At 52.7% G+C, this 20,479-nt stretch carries 18 protein-coding genes and 1 pseudogene; 14 read left to right on the plus strand and 5 right to left on the minus strand.

Features of this window, described 5'->3' with window-relative positions; translation table 11 throughout:
* Positions 1–95: 95 nt before the first annotated feature.
* The 4 genes and pseudogenes from FW415_RS00915 (at position 96) to FW415_RS25225 (ending at position 2,953) form a co-directional block, all read left to right on the plus strand.
* On the plus strand, positions 96–1,751 hold the full coding sequence (locus FW415_RS00915; protein WP_148382438.1) for a pyruvate dehydrogenase complex dihydrolipoamide acetyltransferase: 1,656 nt from the start codon (positions 96–98) through the stop codon (positions 1,749–1,751).
* A gap of 235 nt (positions 1,752–1,986) precedes the next feature.
* Positions 1,987–2,376, plus strand: coding sequence for a VOC family protein (locus tag FW415_RS00920; RefSeq protein WP_148382439.1), 390 nt, complete (start codon positions 1,987–1,989; stop codon positions 2,374–2,376).
* Between the two features lie 191 nt (positions 2,377–2,567).
* Positions 2,568–2,624: pseudogene (locus FW415_RS25680) on the plus strand (hypothetical protein); the annotation flags it as partial.
* 143 nt (positions 2,625–2,767) lie between these two features.
* Entirely contained in the window at positions 2,768–2,953 is a 186-nt protein-coding gene (locus FW415_RS25225) for a hypothetical protein (RefSeq protein ID WP_246858871.1), read from the plus strand.
* Between the two features lie 75 nt (positions 2,954–3,028).
* On the opposite strand, the gene FW415_RS00930 is transcribed toward FW415_RS25225, so the two are convergent.
* On the minus strand, positions 3,029–3,949 hold the full coding sequence (locus FW415_RS00930; protein WP_148382440.1) for a glycoside hydrolase family 43 protein: 921 nt from the start codon (positions 3,947–3,949) through the stop codon (positions 3,029–3,031).
* Between the two features lie 28 nt (positions 3,950–3,977).
* Here FW415_RS00930 and FW415_RS00935 point away from each other — a divergent pair, with 28 nt between their 5' ends.
* A complete protein-coding gene (locus FW415_RS00935) occupies positions 3,978–4,346 on the plus strand; it encodes a CoA-binding protein (protein WP_148382441.1) in 369 nt (122 codons plus the stop codon).
* Between the two features lie 162 nt (positions 4,347–4,508).
* Positions 4,509–4,982: a ribonuclease H-like YkuK family protein gene (locus FW415_RS00940; protein ID WP_148382442.1), complete on the plus strand. Its 474-nt coding sequence runs from the start codon at positions 4,509–4,511 to the stop codon at positions 4,980–4,982.
* Between the two features lie 155 nt (positions 4,983–5,137).
* Here FW415_RS00940 and yihA read toward each other — a convergent pair whose 3' ends face one another.
* Positions 5,138–5,746: a ribosome biogenesis GTP-binding protein YihA/YsxC gene (yihA, locus tag FW415_RS00945; RefSeq protein ID WP_148382443.1), complete on the minus strand. Its 609-nt coding sequence runs from the start codon at positions 5,744–5,746 to the stop codon at positions 5,138–5,140.
* Positions 5,747–5,796: 50 nt separating this feature from the next.
* On the opposite strand from yihA, the gene ubiE reads away from it, so the two are divergent.
* The 5 genes from ubiE to FW415_RS00970 all read left to right on the plus strand — a co-directional run bounded on the left by ubiE (position 5,797) and on the right by FW415_RS00970 (position 11,606).
* Positions 5,797–6,543 (plus strand): bifunctional demethylmenaquinone methyltransferase/2-methoxy-6-polyprenyl-1,4-benzoquinol methylase UbiE, encoded by a 747-nt coding sequence (gene ubiE / locus FW415_RS00950; protein ID WP_148382444.1) that lies wholly within the window; start codon positions 5,797–5,799, stop codon positions 6,541–6,543.
* Positions 6,516–7,214: a porin family protein gene (locus FW415_RS00955; protein ID WP_148382446.1), complete on the plus strand. Its 699-nt coding sequence runs from the start codon at positions 6,516–6,518 to the stop codon at positions 7,212–7,214. The genes ubiE and FW415_RS00955 overlap by 28 nt, the downstream gene beginning before the upstream one ends.
* 101 nt (positions 7,215–7,315) lie before the next feature.
* Positions 7,316–8,653, plus strand: coding sequence for a dihydroorotase (locus tag FW415_RS00960; RefSeq protein ID WP_148382447.1), 1,338 nt, complete (start codon positions 7,316–7,318; stop codon positions 8,651–8,653).
* Between the two features lie 78 nt (positions 8,654–8,731).
* Positions 8,732–10,060, plus strand: a complete 1,329-nt coding sequence (locus FW415_RS00965; protein ID WP_148382448.1) for a DNA mismatch repair protein MutS — start codon at positions 8,732–8,734, stop codon at positions 10,058–10,060.
* A gap of 43 nt (positions 10,061–10,103) precedes the next feature.
* Positions 10,104–11,606 carry a YifB family Mg chelatase-like AAA ATPase gene (locus tag FW415_RS00970; RefSeq protein ID WP_148382449.1) on the plus strand — a complete coding sequence of 501 codons (1,503 nt, stop codon included), beginning with the start codon at positions 10,104–10,106 and terminating at the stop codon, positions 11,604–11,606.
* Here the strand turns inward: FW415_RS00970 and FW415_RS00975 are convergent.
* Positions 11,597–13,723 (minus strand): translation factor GTPase family protein, encoded by a 2,127-nt coding sequence (locus tag FW415_RS00975; RefSeq protein WP_148382450.1) that lies wholly within the window; start codon positions 13,721–13,723, stop codon positions 11,597–11,599. The two genes, FW415_RS00970 and FW415_RS00975, sit on opposite strands and share 10 nt — an antisense overlap.
* A 266-nt stretch (positions 13,724–13,989) precedes the next feature.
* On the opposite strand from FW415_RS00975, the gene FW415_RS00980 reads away from it, so the two are divergent.
* The 3 genes from FW415_RS00980 to FW415_RS00990 all read left to right on the plus strand — a co-directional run bounded on the left by FW415_RS00980 (position 13,990) and on the right by FW415_RS00990 (position 17,971).
* Complete coding sequence (locus FW415_RS00980) at positions 13,990–15,786, plus strand: ABC transporter ATP-binding protein (protein WP_148382451.1); 1,797 nt, start codon at positions 13,990–13,992, stop codon at positions 15,784–15,786.
* A gap of 180 nt (positions 15,787–15,966) precedes the next feature.
* The gene (locus tag FW415_RS00985; protein ID WP_246858872.1) at positions 15,967–16,431 is read left to right on the plus strand and encodes a DUF983 domain-containing protein; all 465 of its coding nucleotides are present in this window, start codon (positions 15,967–15,969) and stop codon (positions 16,429–16,431) included.
* Positions 16,432–16,768: 337 nt separating this feature from the next.
* The gene (locus tag FW415_RS00990; RefSeq protein ID WP_148382452.1) at positions 16,769–17,971 is read left to right on the plus strand and encodes a hypothetical protein; all 1,203 of its coding nucleotides are present in this window, start codon (positions 16,769–16,771) and stop codon (positions 17,969–17,971) included.
* A gap of 20 nt (positions 17,972–17,991) precedes the next feature.
* Here the strand turns inward: FW415_RS00990 and FW415_RS00995 are convergent, their stop codons facing one another.
* On the minus strand, positions 17,992–18,846 hold the full coding sequence (locus tag FW415_RS00995) for an NAD(P)-dependent oxidoreductase (RefSeq protein WP_148382453.1): 855 nt from the start codon (positions 18,844–18,846) through the stop codon (positions 17,992–17,994).
* A gap of 147 nt (positions 18,847–18,993) precedes the next feature.
* Positions 18,994–20,379 carry a Gfo/Idh/MocA family oxidoreductase gene (locus FW415_RS01000; protein ID WP_246858873.1) on the minus strand — a complete coding sequence of 462 codons (1,386 nt, stop codon included), beginning with the start codon at positions 20,377–20,379 and terminating at the stop codon, positions 18,994–18,996.
* Positions 20,380–20,479: the final 100 nt, after the last annotated feature.

A 20,479-nucleotide genomic window follows, 5' to 3' on the forward strand; every position in this document is an offset into this window, starting at 1 on the left:
ATTGAATAATAATTAATTTTAAACGCCCCGCCTCCCGATGCTTTGCGTTTTTGCGCAAAAACTTGTAGGTTTGGGCAAAATTTCGAAGAAACACTATGGCAGAAGTTATCAGAATGCCCCTTTTAAGTGATACCATGACCGAAGGGGTGATTGCGGAATGGCATAAGAAAGTAGGAGATACCGTTAAGTCCGACGATGTTATTGCTGAAGTGGAGACCGATAAGGCCACAATGGAAGTAATGGCGTATGCGGACGGTACTTTGTTATATATCGGTGTAGAGAAAGGCAAAGCGGCAAAGGTAAATGATGTCATTGCCATTGTGGGGAAACCCGGTGAAGACTACAAGCCCCTGCTGGAAGGTGGCGCAGCAGCAGCCCCTGCGGCGAAAACCGATGCTCCGGAAGCTGCCAAACCGGCGCCGGAAAAAGAGAAAGAGGACGCTCCCGCAGCAGTTGATAACGGAGAACTGGAAAAAGCCCTCAAAGACGCTACGGTGATCCGCATGCCGCTGCTCAGCGATACCATGACGGAAGGCAAGATCGTAGCCTGGAACAAAAAAGTAGGCGATACCGTTAAAAGCGATGACGTACTGGCGGAAGTGGAAACCGATAAGGCGACCATGGAAGTGATCGGTTACGCGGACGGCACCCTTCTCTATATCGGCGTTCCCGAAGGGGAAGCCGCCAAGGTAAATGGCATTATTGCCATAGTTGGCAAGAAAGAAGCGAATATCGAAGCGATCCTCGCCGCGGAGAAATCCGGTGGCGCCGCTCCCAAAGCTGCCGGTGAAGCACCCGCCGCCAAGGAATCCGCAACTCCGGCACCCGCCGCTGCTCCGGCCGCACAAAGCAGCAATGGGGACGGCCGCGTGAAAGCCTCCCCCCTCGCCAAAAAACTCGCCGAAGAAAAAGGCATCGATATCAGCCAGGTACCCGGTTCCGGTGATGGCGGCCGCATCGTGAAAAAGGATGTGGACAGCTATGTTCCTGCAAAATCTGCCCCTGCTGCAGCCGCAGGTCAGGCTGCGCCGGCCGCGAAAGTGGCCGCATTTGCACCCGCAGGCCAGGAAGCATATACAGACACGCCGCTCACCAATATGCGCAAAACCATCGCGCGCCGCCTCGGTGAAAGCAAATTCGGCGCCCCGCACTTCTATCTCACCATGGAGATCAACATGGATATTGCGAAAGAAGCCCGCGAAGCCATCAACAAAATATCCCCGGTGAAGGTCTCCTTCAACGATATGGTGATCAAAGCCGCTGCCATGGCGCTCCGCCAGCATCCCGATGTAAACAGCAGCTGGATGGGCGATTTCATCCGCCACAACCAGCACATTCATATCGGTTCCGCCGTAGCAGTAGACGAAGGTCTGCTGGTACCGGTGATCACCTTCGCCGATCAGAAAAGCTTCTCCCAGATCGCTGCGGAAACAAAAGAACTGAACGACAAGGCCAAGAACAAGAAACTGCAACCGCAGGAAATGACCGGCAACACCTTTACCGTGTCCAACCTCGGCATGATGGGTATTGAAGAATTTACCGCCATCATCAATCCTCCCGCCTCCGCCATTCTCGCCGTAGGCGCTATCAAAGAAGTGGTGGTAGCCGGAGAGAAAGGCCAGTTCAAAACCACCAGCGTCATGAAAGTGACCATGAGCTGCGATCACCGTACCGTAGACGGTGCCGTGGGCGCCAGGTTCCTCGTAACGTTCAAACAACTCATGGAGAACCCGGTGAACATGCTCGTATAGGCATAACATAACTGAAAATAGCTCCGGAAGGGTGTATCAGGCAATCTGGTACACCCTTTCTGTTAAAACATCCCCTGTTTCTGTTCATACATCGCCCAAACCATCCCAAGGACCAACGCATAACTCAGTCCCCCTGTCATATGCAGATGATGGATTTTAACCCAACATTCAATATGCCGTATGATCGCATTGATCTTTTTGTTAAATTTATCATTACATCCCCAAACAAATTCAAATGCGTAATCCTACCCATGCGATCAACTGGTTTGAGATCCCTGTTTCTCAATTTGACAGGGCAAAGGCATTCTACAGTACGATCCTGGATATCACTATTACCGAAATGCAGCTGGGCGGAGACCGGCTCGGACTGCTGGCGTATGATGCTGAAAGCGGCGGAGTTGGCGGCGCCATTGTGGAGGGGCTGGACTATGTGGCCAGCCAGCGCGGCTGCCTGATCTACCTGTACTGCGGAGAAGATCTGAACGATGTGCTCGGCAGGGTGATCGGAGCAGGCGGACGGATAGAACGGGATAAAACACCGGTATCCTATGAACTGGATATGGGCTTCCACGCCATTTTTATTGATACGGAAGGCAATCGCATCGGCCTCCATTCCCCACAATAACTATATTCCCCCTAACAACACTATATTTCAATGTATTTTGAAAGTTCAAAAACTTTCCATACATTTGAAGTATGAAATTCTCTGATGCAAAAGCACAATTCATCCAGGCCTGGGGCTTGCTTGGCGCGCAATGGGGCATCAACCGCACGATGGCGCAGATCCACGCTCTCCTGCTTATTGCGCCGGAGCCGATGAGCGCCGAAGAGATCATGGAAGCGCTGGATATTTCCCGCGGCAATGCCAACATGAATGTACGGGAGTTGATGAACTGGGGCATTGTGGAGAAAATACTGGTGCCGGGAGAACGCAAAGAGTTCTTTGTGGCGGAGAAAGACATCTGGAAAGTAGGCACCGCCATCGCCAGGGAAAGAAAAAACGGGAACTGGACCCCGTGCTCAAAGTGCTGCTGCAGCTCAACAAGATCGAGGGGGACCAGAAGGATAAAGACATCAAAGCATTCCGCGACACCATGCAGAACATCCAGAAATTCGCACAGCAGGCGGATGCCGCGCTCAATACCTTCATCAAATCAGAAGAGAACTGGTTTTACAGCACCCTGCTGAAAGCGATCCGCTAAGCAGCAGGAAACTCCCGTGGAAACAGCAGCACACCTTTAGCGCGTCCCGTGCTTACCCTGTTGCTATGGCCCGGATCACTCCCGCACCGCCCGGAGCCGCCGGAATGTTGCGGGCAGCACTTCGGGCAGGGCATCGTTCCATTTCATCTCCATCAGCACCGTTCTGCGCGGACCAACCTTCTTTTCATCAAAATGAATATGAAAGACATAATACCATTTCCCTTCGCTGAACAATACATCCCCATGCCCTGAGCCATTGGCCCCCGTGTTATGCCGGCTGATCACCGGGTTCTGCGGGATGCGCCGGAACGGCCCCTGTGGTGAATCCGCCTCCGCAATGCCTACGGCATAATCGATATTGCGGAAATCGTTGCAGGAATAGAAAAGATAGTACCGGCCATCTTTTTTGATGACCGTAGGCCCTTCGGCCACCGGCCAGGACGCTCCGTTGGTATTTTCCCAGCCCGTTCCCGCACGGATACACTCCTGCAGGGTACCGGGCACAAAATCTGTCAGGTCATCATTCAGCTGCCCGGTAAAAATACGGTTACCGCTGTCTACCCGCACATGATAGAGCCAGGCCTTCCCCTCCTCGAAAAACACGAAAGGGTCGATCTGCCGGGATGAGCCGGGCAGGCGCCGGTGAAGCTGCTGCCGGAAAGGCCCTTCAGGATGATCACTGACGGCAATGGCAATGGATTCATTGGCCGTGTACGCCATGTAGAATTTCTTCCCGTGGCGGAATACCTGCGGTGCCCAGAACCCGCGTTCCCCGAAAGCCTCTCCTTTCTTCAGCGCAAAGCCTTTATCTGTCCAGTGTACAAGGTCGGTAGACGTGTAAACGGGAATACCGAGGTTGGCATTGGCACCATTTGTGCCGTAAGCATAGTGTTTGCCTTCCCAGGTGAAGATGGTCGGGTCAGCCAGCAAAAGCGGCGTGCTGTCTTTCACCGGCAATACGGAAGAAAGCAGCAGCAAAAATGTGATCAGGTCCATACCATAAAAATATCCTTATTTTTACATTATGAGCACACCAAAACACACGGTCGTCATCGGCGCATCTCCCAATCCGGAACGATACAGCTTTCTGGCGGTGAACAGGCTTCGCGCCAACGGGCACCCGGTGACCGCCATCGGCAACCGGGAAGGTGTGATCGGGGAAACCCCGGTGATCAAAGCGCATCCTCCCCTCGAAAACGTAGATACCATCACGTTATACCTCAACCCCACCCGCCAGCAGGAGTATTACGACTATATCTTCAGCCTGCAGCCCAAACGCATCATTTTCAACCCCGGCACCGAGAACACCGAACTGATCCGTATGGCCGCCGAAAGAGGCGTTGAGGCAAAAGAAGCCTGTACCCTGGTGATGCTCAGCACCGGGCAATATTAGATCCTTTTCAAAAACTTCATCCTCCCGGCAGGTCCTACAGCAGTTATTTTTCGTATATTGAGATAATATATCATGCATTTTGTTGCCCCTGCCCAGCCAAAGATCCATCAGACCGGCATATAGACGCGACCGTTAGTATTCAACTTGAAAAATTACTGACCCATGAAATGGAGAAGATTTAATGGCGATCCCATCAATCTGCCCATCAAAGAGGAGGTACGTCAGGCTATCGTCCGGGAAACCGCGACGGGCCACCATTTAAAGGTGTGCATCGGTACCGACTCGCAGGTGAAAGGCGCTGACACGGAATTTGCCACCGTCATCGTATTCCTCAGGGAAGGCCACGGCGGGTTCATGTTCATTCACAACGAAAGAACGAAGGACGTTTATTCGATCAAGGAAAGGATGCTGGTGGAAGTGGCCAAAAGCATCGAGATCGCTTATGAACTTTGCGACCTGTTCACAGAATATGATGTGGATATGGAGGTGCATGCGGACATTAACACCAATCCGCAATTCAAAAGCAACCTGGCCCTGCGGGAAGCCATGGGCTACATCCTGGGTATGGGCTTTGCCTTCAAGGCCAAACCAGAGGCCTTTGCCAGCAGCAGCTGCGCGAACAAGATCGTGAACTGACCGTTCGCAGGCCCCGGGCGTTGGCGTTAAACACCTGGTGCCGCCGCTACACTTCCGCTGCCTGCCGCACGTTGCCCCACCTGTTCTGCCGCATGCCGTTCCCCCGGCATGATGCCGTTGTCATCCCCTACAGGCCCGGCTTACGATCTCCCCCCTTACGCGATCCCGCGGAAGCGCACGTTCATCTCATCTATAAATTCCAGTATCTTGTCCCGCCCCGTTTTTTTAACCGTAGACGTTATATAGCTGGCGGGCAGAAATTCCCAGCTCTCGCGCAGTTTGTTCAGAAAGGCTTTTACATTGCGGCTTGTATCCAGTTGCGTATTCTTGTCCGCTTTCGTAAATACCAGCTGGAAGGGCACTTGCCACTCCCCCAGCTGATTGATGAACTCGATATCGATCTTCTGCGGTGTCAGGCGGCTGTCTATCAGCACAAAAACATTCACCAGGTTGGGGCGCTTGCGGAGGTAGTTCTCTATCATCTGCTCCCAGCTGCGACGCTGGCTCTGCGACACCTTGGCAAAGCCATACCCCGGCAGATCCACGATATACCATTCATTATTGATGAGAAAATGGTTGATCAGCTGGGTTTTCCCCGGTGTACCGGAGGTTTTCGCGAGCTTCTCCCGGCTGGTGAGCATATTGATCAGGGACGATTTGCCCACGTTGGAACGGCCGATAAAAGCGTATTCCGGCTTGTCGGCCGCCGGGCATTTTTGCCAGTCCACATTACTGATCAGGTATTCAGCAGATTTGATCACCATATATTTTCGATTTGCGGTCCCTCAGGTAATTCTATTAACTTTGCGCCACTATGGCGAGCAAAGAGAATGTACAGAAAGTGGTTCCTTTTGAAGGGTCAAAATTAAGCAAGAAGGAGCAGATAGCCCACATGTTCAATGATATTGCCGGAAGGTACGATTTCCTGAACCGGTTCATGAGCCTGGGCATCGACGTGGGATGGCGCAAAAAGGCCCTCAGGATACTGCAGCCGATGCAGCCGAAAGTGGTACTGGATGTAGCTACCGGCACCGGCGATGTGGCCATTATGGCCGCCCGTATGTTGCAACCGGAAAAGATCATCGGTATTGATATCTCCGAAGGTATGCTGGCATTTGGCCGGGAGAAAGTGGAAAAGGCCGGTTTAAGCGGCAAAATTACCCTCCAGGAAGGGGATAGCGAAACAATAAGTTTCCCTGACGGGACGTTTGATGCCATAACGGTCGCCTTTGGCGTCCGGAACTTTGAGCACCTGGAAAAAGGGCTGGCCGAAATGAGGCGGGTGCTTAAACCTGGCGGTAAAGCGGTGATCCTGGAGTTTTCCAATCCCACGAAAACGCCTGTAAAACAACTATATAACTTTTATTTTCGCTACATTACCCCCTCCATCGGAAAGTGGATCGCCAGGAACAAAGCAGCCTATTCCTATCTGCCGGATTCTGTGAAAGCCTTTCCCCAGGGTCAGGCGATGTGCGATATTTTACACAAAACCGGGTTCCAGGCAGTTACATGCAAAACATTAAGCTTCGGCATATGCTCTATTTACTCCGCTACCCGCTGATAGCGGCCGCCCTTCTGTTGCTGGGCAGCTCCTCCGCCAGCGCACAGCTGAATATGGAAGAGCACGACCGCAAACCTTATTATTTCGGCATCACCCTTGCCGTCAACCAGTCCAATTTCAAATTGTCCCATTCCGATCTCTTCCTGAAAGGAGATTCCATCATGGTGGCCGAACCGCTGAAAACCATCGGGTTCAACCTTGGACTGCTGGCCAATCTGCGGCTTAACCACCGGTTCGACCTCAGAATAAATCCGCAGCTGGTATTTGCCAATAAAAACCTCTATTACCAGGAAAACTACCCCCAGCGCGAAACGGAAAAAAAGATCGAATCCATACTGCTCACCTTTCCATTCCAGTTCAAATTCAAGTCAGACCGCATCAATAATATGCGCGTTTACACCATCGCAGGGCTGAAATTCGACTATGACCTGTCTTCCAACGCCCGTACCCGCCGTGCGGAAGACCTGGTAAAGATCGGCAAGATGGATTATGGTTACGAGATCGGCGCCGGCTTTGAATTTTATATGCCCAGCTTCATCTTCACACCTGAATTCAAGATCAGCAATGGCATCGGCAATGTACATGTAAAAGATCCGAACCTGCGTTACTCCAATGTGATCGACCAGCTGAAATCCCGCACCATCGTGTTTTCCATTCACCTGCAAGGTTAAAGCCTGCGCCGCCAAACGGTATCGACAAGCGCTCAACCGGCGTAGCCGCACAACAGTCGCATTCCGTTCCTGCATTAACGCGGAAAATGTAACTTTGGGGCATGCAAAAGACCATCATCAAAAATATATCCGTTGTAAACGAAGGCACTACAAAAGTGCAGGACGTGCTTTTCCGGGACGGCCGCATTGAAAAGATCGCGGCGCAGATCGGGGAGACCGGTACGGAGATCAACGGGGAAGGCAAATACCTGCTGCCCGGCGTGATCGACGACCAGGTGCATTTCCGCGAGCCCGGCCTCTCCCACAAAGCCAATATTCATTCAGAAGCGCGCGCAGCCGTGGCCGGCGGCACCACCAGCTTCATGGAAATGCCCAACACGAAGCCGGAAGCCGTTACACAGGAAAGGCTGGAGGATAAATACAATATTGCCGCACAAGGGTCCCTCGCCAACTACTCCTTTTTCATGGGCGTATCTAACGACAATGCGGATGAAGTGCTGAAAACCAATGCCAAAAAAGACCGGGTATGCGGCGTGAAGATATTCATGGGCTCATCCACCGGTAATATGCTGGTAGACAACTACCTCACCCTGGAAAGGATATTTTCCGAAACCGAATTGCTGATTGCCACACATTGCGAAGATGAGAAGATCATCCGCGCCAATATGGAGAAATACAAACAGGAAAGAGGGGAAAGCCTCACCGCTGCCGATCACCCGCTGATCCGCAACGAGGAAGCCTGCTTTGAGTCCTCGCTGGTGGCCATCCAGTTCGCCAAAAAACACAACTCCCGCCTGCATATCCTGCACATTTCCACAGAAAAGGAGTTGCAGCTGTTCGGGAACCTCCTGCCGCTGGAAGAAAAAAGGATCACCGCCGAAGTTTGCGTACATCACCTCTGGTTTACCGCTGACGACTATACGCAATACGGCAACCTGATCAAATGCAATCCCGCCATCAAAGCCCCCCATCACCGCGAAGCACTGTGGAAAGGCATGCTGGATGACCGGCTGGACATTATCGCCACGGACCATGCTCCGCATACCTGGGAAGAAAAACAGCAACCCTATCTGCAGGCGCCATCCGGCGTACCGCTGGTACAGCACAGCCTGCTGATGATGCTGGAATCCGTGAAAGCCGGCCGCTTGTCGCTGGAAAAGATGGTGGAAAAAATGAGCCATGCCCCCGCAAAATGTTTCCGGATCAGGGAAAGAGGTTACCTGCGCGAAGGGTATTACGCCGATGCCGTGATCGTGGACCTGCAGCAGTCCACCACTGTAACGGAGCAGAATATCCACTATCACTGCGGATGGAGCCCCTTCCAGGGATATACCTTCCCCGCGGCCATCACCCATACCTTCGTCAACGGGCACCTCGCATACGAGAACGGAACTTTCAACGAGAATCAGCCGGGGCAACGGCTGATGTTCAATGTATAAAACCGTTTTTATGGAAATTTCCGTGTCCGGCATCTACATCCTTAACATTACACCCTAAATTCACGTAAAAGTCTGCGAATGGAGCTGGATAAAACAACCTACCTGGATCTCTCTATTTTTAACCGGGATGACGAATATTCCCTGTTTCATAAACTGGATTTCACCACCACCTCCGGCGGCCGGGAGTACCTGCGCAAATTGTTCAGCACACCGCTTCAGGATATTCAGGCGATCCACAACCGCCAGCAAATGCTCCGCTACCTGCTGGAAAAAGAAACGCAATGGCCGCCCATGATCTCCAACGGCTCCATTGTGGTAGTGGAGAATTACCTGAATGCGGAAATAGAGCCGATATCCAGCTCCGGGGGCATTTCACTGTACCTGAACGCTGTTGTCACCAAAACCATCTACGCGCCGGACTACGGTTTTATCAAATTCTCCTTCGATCAGCTGCTCAACCTTATCAAAGGTTTCAAATACCTGGAAACACATTTCAATTCCGATGACGCTCCCGTTACCCTTAAGCTGCTGCTGGACAGGGCACGGGTACTGCTGGCGCAGAAAGAGTTCGACGACATCGTGGAACTGCAGGAAAACGGCCGCTTCAGTTTCGTGGAGATACTGCGGTACGACCGGCTCATCCGCCGGAAGCACCGGAAAGTATTATGGGAACTGACGGAACTGTACACCCGGCTGGACGCCTATCACAGCATGGCTATGGCCATACGCCACTTTTCCCTGCAATTCCCGGCGTTCACAGACGATAACAAACCGCACATTGCCATCCAGCAACTGTATCACATGATCCTGCCGCAACCGGTAGCCTATGATATTGCGATGGACCCGCATAAACATTTCCTCTTCCTTACCGGCGCCAATATGGCCGGCAAGACCACCTTCATCAAAGCCGTGGGCATCGCCGTATTCCTTGCGCACCTGGGGATGGGCGTACCGGCGAAAAGCATGCAACTGACTTTTTTCCATGGCATTCTCAGCAACATCGATGTAAAGGATAATATCTTCAAAGGCGAAAGTTATTTCTACAGTGAAGTGCAACGCATCAAGAATACCATCATCAAGATCAGTGACGGAAAAAACTGGCTGATCCTCATCGATGAAATGTTCAAAGGTACCAATGTGGAAGATGCCAAGAACTGTTCCCTGGCGGTGATCAACGGCCTGCTGCATAACCACAACTGCCTCTACATCCTGTCCACGCACCTTTATGAGATCGCCGATGAATTGCAGGGAGAAGACCAGATCATTTTCAAATATTTCCAGTCTGAAGTGATCGATGACAATCTGCAGTTCACCTATGAACTGAAGGACGGAATCGCTAAAGAAAAGATCGGCTTTCTCATCCTGAAAAAAGAAAAAGTAATTGAGTTGCTGGAGAAGATGAAATGATTTTTCCCTTATCTTCGACATGAAATAAACCATTGTTTGTCCCATGCTGGTTAAAATCTTCGGCAGCGCCGTGCAGGGCGTGGAAGCCATCACCATTACGATAGAAGTGAATGTAGGCCAGGGCACCAAATTCTATATTGTGGGCCTGCCTGACAATGCCGTGAAAGAAAGCGGTTATCGCATAGAAACGGTCATCAAGAATGCGGGATACAAAATGCCGCGCCTCCGCACGATCGTGAATATGGCGCCCGCGGATATCCGCAAAGCCGGTACTGCATATGATCTTCCCATTACGGTTGGCATCCTGGCCGCATCGAAACAATTATCTTTTGCCCTTCCCCCCGAACGTTTCGTGATCATGGGCGAGCTGTCGCTGGACGGCACTTTACGTCCCGTTCGCGGTGCATTGCCCATGGCGCTGCAGGCGAAAAAGGAGGGTTTCCACGGCATGATCCTCCCCTTGCAGAACGCCCGTGAAGCAGCCATGGTGGAAGGATTGGATGTCTATGGTGTGAAGCATTTGACCGAGGTGCTGGGATTTTTGGGTGGGGAGGTGAAGCTGGAAAGCTTTCCGGCCGAACCATATACGGAGCAAGCGTGTTTCGATGTGGATTTTGCAGAAGTGAAGGGACAAAATGTAAGCAAGCGCGCCATGGAGATTGCGGCGGCAGGTGGACATAACATCATCCTCATCGGGCCTCCGGGAGCAGGAAAAACCATGCTGGCCAAACGGCTGCCAACGATCATGCCACCGTTGACCTTGCAGGAAGCGCTTGAAACCACAAAGGTATATTCGGCGGCGGGCAAACTTCCTGAGCATACCGGCATTTTTCGCGGCAGGCCCTTCCGTTCGCCGCATCATACCATCAGCGATATTGCGCTCGTTGGCGGCGGCAATCCACCACTGCCGGGAGAACTCTCCCTCGCGCATAATGGTGTATTGTTCCTCGATGAACTGCCGGAATATAAACGGACTGCCCTGGAGGTGCTACGGCAACCTGTAGAGGACAGGAAAGTGACTGTATCCCGCGCCAGGATCAGTCTGGATTTCCCAACCGGCTTCATGCTGGTAGCGTCCATGAATCCCTGCCCCTGCGGCTATTTCAATCACCCCGAGAAAACCTGCACCTGTGCGCCGGGCGCTGTGCAGAAATACATCAACAGAATTTCCGGGCCGCTGCTGGACAGAATAGACCTGCATGTGGAAGTAACGCCGGTTGCCCCCGGAACAGCAGCAAACGGAGAACGAAGCGCTGCCATCAGGGAAAGGGTGATCGCAGCCCGAAACCTCCAATGGGCCAGGAACGGCCATTACAATGCAGAGATGAACGTCAGCTTATGTCATGCTGAACCCGCAGCCCTGGAGCTGCTTGAATCCGCCATGAAACGTCTCCAGCTCTCCGCCCGCGCGTACGACAGGATACTCAGGGTGAGCCGTACCATTGCAGATCTGGCGGACAGCGAACACATCAACACAACGCACATAGCCGAAGCTATCCGGTTCAGAACACTCGACAGGGAACAATGGGGCGCTTATCAATGCTGACCGTTCTCATGCTCCATCTTCCGGTATTCCTCGCTCAGCTTCTTCTGCACATCGCCCGGCACGGGAGCATATTCGGCGAACACCGCTTTCACCTTGGCTTTTCCCTGCGTCACGTTGCGCAGAGAGGCATACAGCCTGTCCAGCTCCGCCTGCGGCGTCCTGGCCTTGATCACATGGGTATCCATCCCCGTGATCACGCTGCGGTGGCTTTGCAATTCGCTCATGATATCCCCCATCATCACATCCGGAGCGGAGGCTTCCAGCTCGAACACCGGCTCCAGCAATTGCGGCGCGGCCTGGTGGAAGGCATCACGGAAGGCCATCATCCCCGCTATCTTGAAAGAGATATCATTGCTGTCCACCGGATGCATTTTCCCATCGTACACGCTCACCCGCACATCCCGTACGTACGACCCCGTTAGCGGGCCTTCCTGCATTTTTTCCATCACGCCTTTCAGAATGGAAGGCAGGAAACGCGTGTCAATTGCACCACCAACGATACAGTTATTGAACACCAGCTTGCCTCCCCAGTTCAGCGCTATCTCTTCCGTCTCCCGCACGGTATATTCCCCGAAAGGCGGCATTCCTTCATAATAAGGTTCAATTTTCATATATACTTCCCCGAACTGCCCGGCGCCACCGGATTGTTTCTTGTGGCGGTACGATGCCAGCGCGGGCTTCTGGATGGTTTCCCGGTAAGGGATGCGCGCGGGCCGGTATCCCACCTCCATGTTGTAAATATGTTCCAGCCGCCAGCGGGTAACAGCGAGGTGCAGATCGCCCTGGCCGTGCAGGATCACCTGTTTCAGTTCACGGTTGTACTCAATTTCCAGGGTAGGGTCTTCCATATGGATCTCGCTCAGCACTTCCCCCAGCTTTTCATCATCGCCTTTGTTCTTTGCTTCAATGGCCACCCGTACTTTCGGCGGCGGAAAGTGGATCGGCGCTATCTGGGCCGTAAACCCTTTCTCGTTCAGCGTATGATTGGTGAATGTATTTTTCAGCTTGAGGGTGCAGCCGATATCGCCGGAGCGCAGTTTTTCCACCGGCTGCCGGTTTCTCCCGTCAGCGATGAACAACTGGTTAAGCCGTTCTGTGGTATTGCCTTTTTCATTGAACAGCTCCTGCCCTGCTTTTACTTCTCCGCTCATGACCTTGAAAAAGGACAGTTTGCCGATATGCGGTTCCAGCAGGGTCTTGAAGATGAACAGGCAGACAGGTCCGCCGGGATCGCAAGGCACTTCCCTGCCGTCTTCCGTTTGTTCCGGCGGCATCTCCACGGCGGATGGCGCTACATTGTCAATAAACCCCATCATCCGGCCACTGCCCATATTATTGCGGGCAGACAGGCAAAATAGCGGGAACACCTGGTGCTTCATCATCCCGATCTTTAACCCCTTACGCATTTCATCTTCATCCAGACTGCCCTTTTCGAAGAACAGTTCCATCAGGGCATCATCATTTTCGGCCGCTTTCTCCACCAGTTCATTATGCAGCCGGTCCGCTTCCTCCTGCTCCTCCGGCGGAATGGGCAATTTTTCAGGTTTGCCGCCGCCCGGAGGGAAACGGTACATGGTCATTTTCAACAGATCTATTATAGCATTGAACCCCTGGCCCTGATTTACAGGGTATTGCATGACGGTGACGGCGGGCCCGAAGAACTGCCGGGCCTGCTCGAGGGTTTGGGCATAATTGGCATTTTCATGGTCCAGGTGATTGATCGCCAGAATGGTAGGTTTGTTATAGCGGTCCACATAATCCCAGATCAGCTCTGTTCCTACTTCCACCCCGTTGTACGCATGCAGCAGCATGACAGCCGTATCGCAAACGCGGATGGAAGAGGCGACCTCCCCCGAGAAGTCCTCCAGCCCGGGGGTATCCATGATATTGATCTTGTAGTCACGCCACTCCGTATGCATGGTGGTGGCATATACCGAGTTTCCCCGTTCATGCTCCACTTCGTGATAGTCTGAAACCGTATTGCGCTCCTCTACGGTCCCGCGTTTACTGATGATGCCGGCCTCGAACAGCATGTCCTCGGCCAGCGTCGTTTTACCGCTCTTGGCAGCGCCAATGAGCACCACATTCTTGATGTGTTTTTCATCATACATTTTCATTTGTCAACTTTTTTGATGTCAGCGACCGGACGGAACGCCGGGCCCCTGAACATAGGGCTGCTGCGGGGCGTTCATTCGGGAAGACCTGGGTGATGATGATATGCCGGGTAAAACGTAAAAGCCTAGCGTGGAATAATGTCAGTTTTTCAGGCTATCCAACAAGCGGACGGATGACCTCCGGCTACCCTTCAAATTACGGAAAAATACCGTGATAAGTACAGCAGAAACCGATGTTTGAACATCTTTTATTCCCCTACCTTTGCTACATGAAATTGTTGCTTTCGTACCTCCGGAACTATAAGTGGCTGATAGCACTGGCTTTACTGCTGGCCACCATTAACCAGGTATTCTCGCTGATGGACCCCTGGATCTTCGGCAAGATCGTAGACCAGTTCGCTTCACATCCGCAATCATTCAACAAGGAAGGGGAAGCTGTCATTCCCCGTACGCAAAACCAGTACCTGTATGGCGTTTTGCTGCTGCTGCTGGCTTCCATAGGCGTGGCAATGATTTCCCGCATTGCCAAGGCGTTCCAGGATTATTTTGTGAACGTGGTGATCCAGAAATTCGGCGCACAGGTGTACACGGATGGGCTTCGGCACTCCATGCGCCTGCCTTTCCAGGAGTTTGAGGACCAGCGCTCGGGCGAAACCCTCGCGATATTGCAGAAGGTGCGGATAGACAGCGAAAAGTTCATTTCCCTGTTCGTCAACATCCTGTTCACCACCCTGATCGGTGTGGTATTCGTGATGATCTTCGCGTACAGCGTGCACTGGTCGCTCGTATTCGTATATTTCGGTGGATGCATCCTGCTCGGATGGCTGATGAATGTGCTGAGCAGGAAGATCAAATCCATCCAGAAGAATATCGTCAAGGAAACCACGATGCTGGCCGGCGCCACGACAGAATCGCTGCGTAACATCGAGCTGGTGAAAAGCCTCGGCCTCACCAACCAGGAAGTGCGCCGCCTCAATGCCAATACGATGAAGATCCTGCTGCTGGAACTGAAGAAAGTGCGCAGCGTGCGGACCATCGCCTTTGTGCAGGGCACTTTTGTGAACCTCCTGCGCTCCAGCATCCTGTTTGTGCTCCTGTATCTTGTGTACAAGGATACGGCCACGCTCGGGCAGATATTCACCCTCCAGCTATACTCATTCTTCCTGTTCGGCCCCCTGCAGGAGCTGGGCAATATCATCCTGGCTTACCGGGAAGCACAGGTATCGCTGACGAATTTCAAAAAGATACTGGATACCCCGGTGGAACCAACACCGCTGAACCCGCCGAAGCTATCCGCCGTTCGGGAGCTGACCTTCGAATCCGTGGGCTTCCGGCATCTCACAGCGCTGAACAATGCACTGGACGATATCAGCTTCAGTGTAAGAACGGGAGAGACCGTAGCCTTCGTGGGACCCTCCGGCAGCGGAAAGACCACATTGGTGAAGTTGTTGGTAGGACTATACAACGCCGGTGAGGGCCGCATCCTGTACAACGGGCTGAATGCTACCGATATCGACATTGAGGAACTGCGCATGCAGATCGGTTTTGTAACGCAGGATACACAGTTGTTCTCCGGCACCATCCGGGAAAATCTGCTGTTCGTCAATCCACGCGCCACGGATGAAGAGCTGATGAGCGCCCTGAACCGGGCGGCCTGCTACAACCTCCTGGCCCGCGCGGAAAACGGGATCGATACCGTGATCGGAGAAGGCGGCATCAAAATATCCGGCGGGGAAAAACAACGGCTGTCCATCGCCCGTGCATTGCTCCGCCAGCCCAGGTTGCTCGTATTCGATGAAGCGACCTCCGCACTGGACTCCATCACGGAAGAGGCCATCACCCAAACCGTTCGTGATGTAACGTCTACCAAAGAACATATTACCGTCATGATCGCACACCGCCTGTCTACTATTATGCATGCAGACCGCATCTATGTGCTGGAAAAAGGGCGCATCGTGGAAACCGGCACACACCGGGGTCTGCTGGAAGAAAAGGGGCTGTATTACGCCATGTGGCGGCAACAGATCGGTGAAAGGAAAACCATGGAGCCGGTACCGGCCGGATAAGCGGTATGCTCCTGCAAAAAAGCGCTGTGCGTTGAAGCGGCTCCCCGGCATGACATACGCTTGCAAAAAACGCTATGCGCCGCAGCGTCTCCCCGGCATTGGCGGCTCCTGACGAAAGCCCGCAACACGATTGATATAAATCAACGTTTAGCCCGGATGCTTTCTGTAAATTTGCCGATCATGAAGAAAAAACCGAATTTCTTCCTCAGCCTGTTGGCGATGAAATGCCCCAGATGCAGGCGAGGCGATATGTTCCGTACAAAAAATCCTTTCCACTGGCGGCTGTCCAGGATATTCGACATGCATGCCGATTGCCCCGTATGCGGACAGCATTATGAACTGGAAACGGGTTTCTGGTTTGGTACCGGTTACGTCAGTTACGCTCTCGGTGTAGCGCTCTCCGTATTCAACCTGATCTGGTACTGGCTGCTCATCGGTATTTCGTGGAAAGATGACAGCCTGTTGTACTGGCTGGCAGTGAACGGGGCTATACTGATACTGGTACAACCCTGGCTGATGCGTATTTCCCGGGCCATCTACCTGTATTTCTTCGTGTATTATGATGAAGATACGGCGCACCTGCCGGATGCGGTTCATAAGCAAGGTGAACACTCCCATCCGCACCCGGCAGGGCATTCACATTAAAATTACCTAAAGTTCTTCCTTCGTCAGTAAGGGCCGTGAAAACGGCCCTTTTGCTTTTCATCCAAAATCTGAACAGTTGTCAGATCATCTTTAGTTCATTTCAATATGTTTAAAACGGCTGTTTGTTATCTTATTGCAACTAACTACAACCAACAAATATACCTTATCCGGGGGATAGTTTAATGACATTTTTCGAGGAGCGTTCTCAGTTTGCAAGGCAAAGCCGGCCATCCGAAAAAACGCGGGGGCCGCAAAAAATAAAGCCTGATATTATTTGCATCAAAGTTGCATTTAATTATATTTGCAACCTTGTTGCACACATTAAACGCTATCAAATATGAAAAAATCACTGATGCCCATTGTTATGCTCGGGCTGTTTATCGCCGGTTGTAAAAAGAACGACGCCCCGCCGGAAAAGCCCGTTCAACCGGAGGCTCCATATCTCAGGCTGGTAATCACGGATGTGGACAAAGCCCAGATCACTGAACTCGAACCGCTGACAAAGAAAACAACGATCTACCCGGTAAAGGCCGCCCAGCCTTCATTATACGCCACCTCCAGCGGTCAGTTCGCCACTATCATCAGTCGCGCCGATAATACGGTGGAATTCTTCAACACCGGTATTGAAGTGCATGGCGGGCATTTGCATGTGCATGAGCCGGAGATGGCGGCGCAGACATTTACCGAAGCCGGTCCTACGCACTTCTTTTCACACGCGGGCCTCAGCGCTATCTTCAACGATGGTACCGGCAGCCTCAGCCTGTTCAAGGACAGCGAGCTGGAAAGCGGTACAGGGCGCGTTCTCCCGGTAGCTGCACCGCATCACGGCGCAATGGTCATATTTGATGACCAAACGATCGCTGTGACAGAAAAGGACGGCTCGGTGAGCGGAACATTACCGGAAAAGGTCAGGATAATTGACCGTTTCGGCGCTACGCTTCATGAAAGCACGATCACGACCACCGGCATACATGGTGATGCCGGCAATGGCGAACTTGCTGCTTTCGGCGCACCGGAGGGCGTGCTGATCATCCAGCAGAACGGTACGCAATATCTTGTAGACTATCCGGCGGACTTCGGCACCGCCTGGCTGGGTACGATCCTTGGCAACAAAGCGCTGCCGCATTTCTTCGGATATACGGCGGCTATGGGTCTGTACAAGATTGACCCTGTTGCAAAACAGATCACGCTCGTGCAAAAGAATGAAAGCAATATTCATCAATACATGCTGGATACTGAAGGGAAAAACCTGTATGTGATGATGACGGATGGCCAACTGAAAATTTACGATGCGATTACTGCACAACTGAAAAAAGAAGGCAAGATCAGCGCGGCGATTCCCGCAGGCGCCGCCGCGACAGAGAAACCGTATTTCGCGGTATCCCGGAAAAATGTGTATGTGACCGATCAGGCTGCCGGCGCAGTGAAAATGTTCAGCCTGGAAACCCTGCAGGAAACCAGCAGCATACCGGTAGCAGGCAAACCGCTAAGAGTGTTGGTAGTGGGCGACCAGGAAGGGCTGGATGTGGATGATCATTGACCGGCAGCATCCCCCTTCTCCTACAATGCTGCATCTTTGGCAATGACCGTCCAGTCGCTGGTCCCGAACCCCTTAGCTATCCAGCGGTCCATTTCCGCGGCGATGGCGGGTATAACCGCGAGTGCTCCGCTACCCTGCTCAACGGAACTGATGAACAGCTGCGTGTCTTTTCGCGCCATATTCAGCTCCCAGGAGGGCTTGCTATAATCACCGCTGCTGAGGCGGAGGAGCCGGTTGGGCAAGGTTTGCGCGGGGTTCCAGATGTCAAGAAGAGCGCCGATGTCCTGTGCGGAGACGTTCAATGCCTTACCGAGGGATAAAGTGTCCGACAGGCCGGCTGTAAAAGTAATGAGGAAGCAATTCCCGATAAGTTTCATCGCGGCGGCCTTCCCTTCTTCCAGCCCGAGATTGATCAACCTGCCTGTCATCTTTTCCAGCAAGGGCGTTACCCGGCCGATCACTTCCTGGTCACCGGATACCAGCATATACCCACTGCTTTCCCTGGCATTCGCCGGGCCCATGAATACCGGTGCATGCAAATAACGGAAGCCGCGTTCTTTCCATTCCTTTGTGCGCTGAATGGCGCCTTCGGCCGATGTAGTGGTGTGGTCAATGATCACCGCACCGGATTTAAGGCCGGCGGCGGCGGAAACCAGTACTTCATCTACACTGGCATCGTCTTTCAGGGTCAGGTGGATATGGTCGGCTCCTTTAACCGCCTCCGCAGCCGATGCAAATACACCGGCGCCCGATGCTTCCAGTAAAAGGGCTTTTTCAGGGTTCCTGCTCCAGACCTGCACCTGTTCTCCTTTTTCCAGCAGTGCTTTTACGAAGTTCGTGCCCAGCAGGCCCATGCCCAAAAATGCTCTTGCCATCTTTTTTTTTGTATGAAAGTAAGGAAAAGGGTGTCTTTAAAAAGTAAAAATGATGCGCGCACCGTTGGCAAGCGGGCGGTTACCCGAATAAATCAGGGCTGACCATTACTTTCTGGTCAGCCCTTTATATCTTATCGCAGATCCTGCCTACACTTTATAGTACTGCTCCCAGCCTTTGCGCGGCGGAGGCCCTACCAGCAACTCATTTGCCTTTTTATTGTTGGTGATGATCTTTTTATCACGGTCGAACACAAGCCTCGTATTTGTCCACTGTGCCAATACGCCCAGGCAGAATACCTGGCTCAACGGTCCGGCGATGGCGAAGGGTGAGCGGGTCTGCTCTTCTCCTTTGCATGCCTTCAGGAAGTTGGCAAAGTGATTGGACGGGCTTTTCGGCACTTCCGGCAACCTGGAGGCCATTTCCTTTGCTTTTTCTTCCGGGATGATGGAGAGTGTGCTGCCATGCGAACCTCCTTTGAAGGTGAGGTCCTTGCCGTAGATGATCTTGCCCGGGTTGAGCTTTGCCGGTTCTATGGCGCCGGTGCTCGGTGGCGGAATATTGGGATCGAGGCCGGATACGCCATATCCTTTGGGTATGGGCGGCAAATTGTCCACCCCATCATACCACATCACTTCAACCGGCGGCATATTGCCACGTTTCGGGAATTTGAAGGAGAGGGTGGACGACATCGGGTAGAAGAAGTTGTTATGCCCGGAAAGTTTTACCGGGTTAACCTCGGCAGGCAGACCAAGATCCAGGAACTGATGCGCGGTGTCCAAGATATGTGCGCCCCAGTCTCCCAGCGCGCCCATCCCGAAGTCATACCAGCAGCGCCACTGGCCGTTCACGAAATCTTTATTATAACTATGCCCTTTGGTGGCCATTTGCCAGATATCCCAGTCCAGCGTGGAAGGTATCTGTTCCGCGGGGGGAAATGCCTTGATATTGGGATCCCATCCGTGCCAGCGGCGGGGAGAGTTCATATGTGCGGTAATGGCGGTCACGTCTTTGATGATACCTGCATCCACCCAGGCCTTGAACTGGAAATAGTTGGCATCCGAGTGGCCCTGATTACCCATCTGGGTCACCACTTCAGGGTGTTTGGCGGCGGCTTTCATCATCAGTTCCACTTCATTGAAGGTACGGGCCATCGGTTTTTCCACGTACACATGTTTGCCGAGGCCGATAGCCATCATGGTGATGGGAAAGTGGGAAAAGTCAGGAACACCAACGGATACGGCATCGATCTGGTTACCCATCTTGTCGAACATCTGCCTGAAGTCCTGGAAACGCGGTACGTCCGGGAATTGCTTCAGTATCTTTTCCGTGTGCGGCGCCCCCATGTCCACATCGCAAAGCGCTACAATGTTGCACAGGCCTGTTTTATACAGGTCCCTGATAATTTCACCTCCACGGTTGCCAATACCGATGCAGGCAAGGTTTACCCGCTCATTGGGCCCCAGCCTGCGCGGCAGGGCGCGCCCTTTTGCCATCAATATGCCGGGAGTGGCCATGGCTGCAGAAGCGAGCATGGCCTGCTTTAAAAATAGTCTCCTTGAGTAATCGTTATTCATAGCGTGCTTCTTTTTTTGCAATCGATAGCAAAATACAAAAATTATGGAAAGCCGGCAT

This window comes from Chitinophaga sp. XS-30 (assembly GCF_008086345.1).
In the GTDB taxonomy this organism is placed as follows: Bacteria; Bacteroidota; Bacteroidia; order Chitinophagales; family Chitinophagaceae; genus Chitinophaga.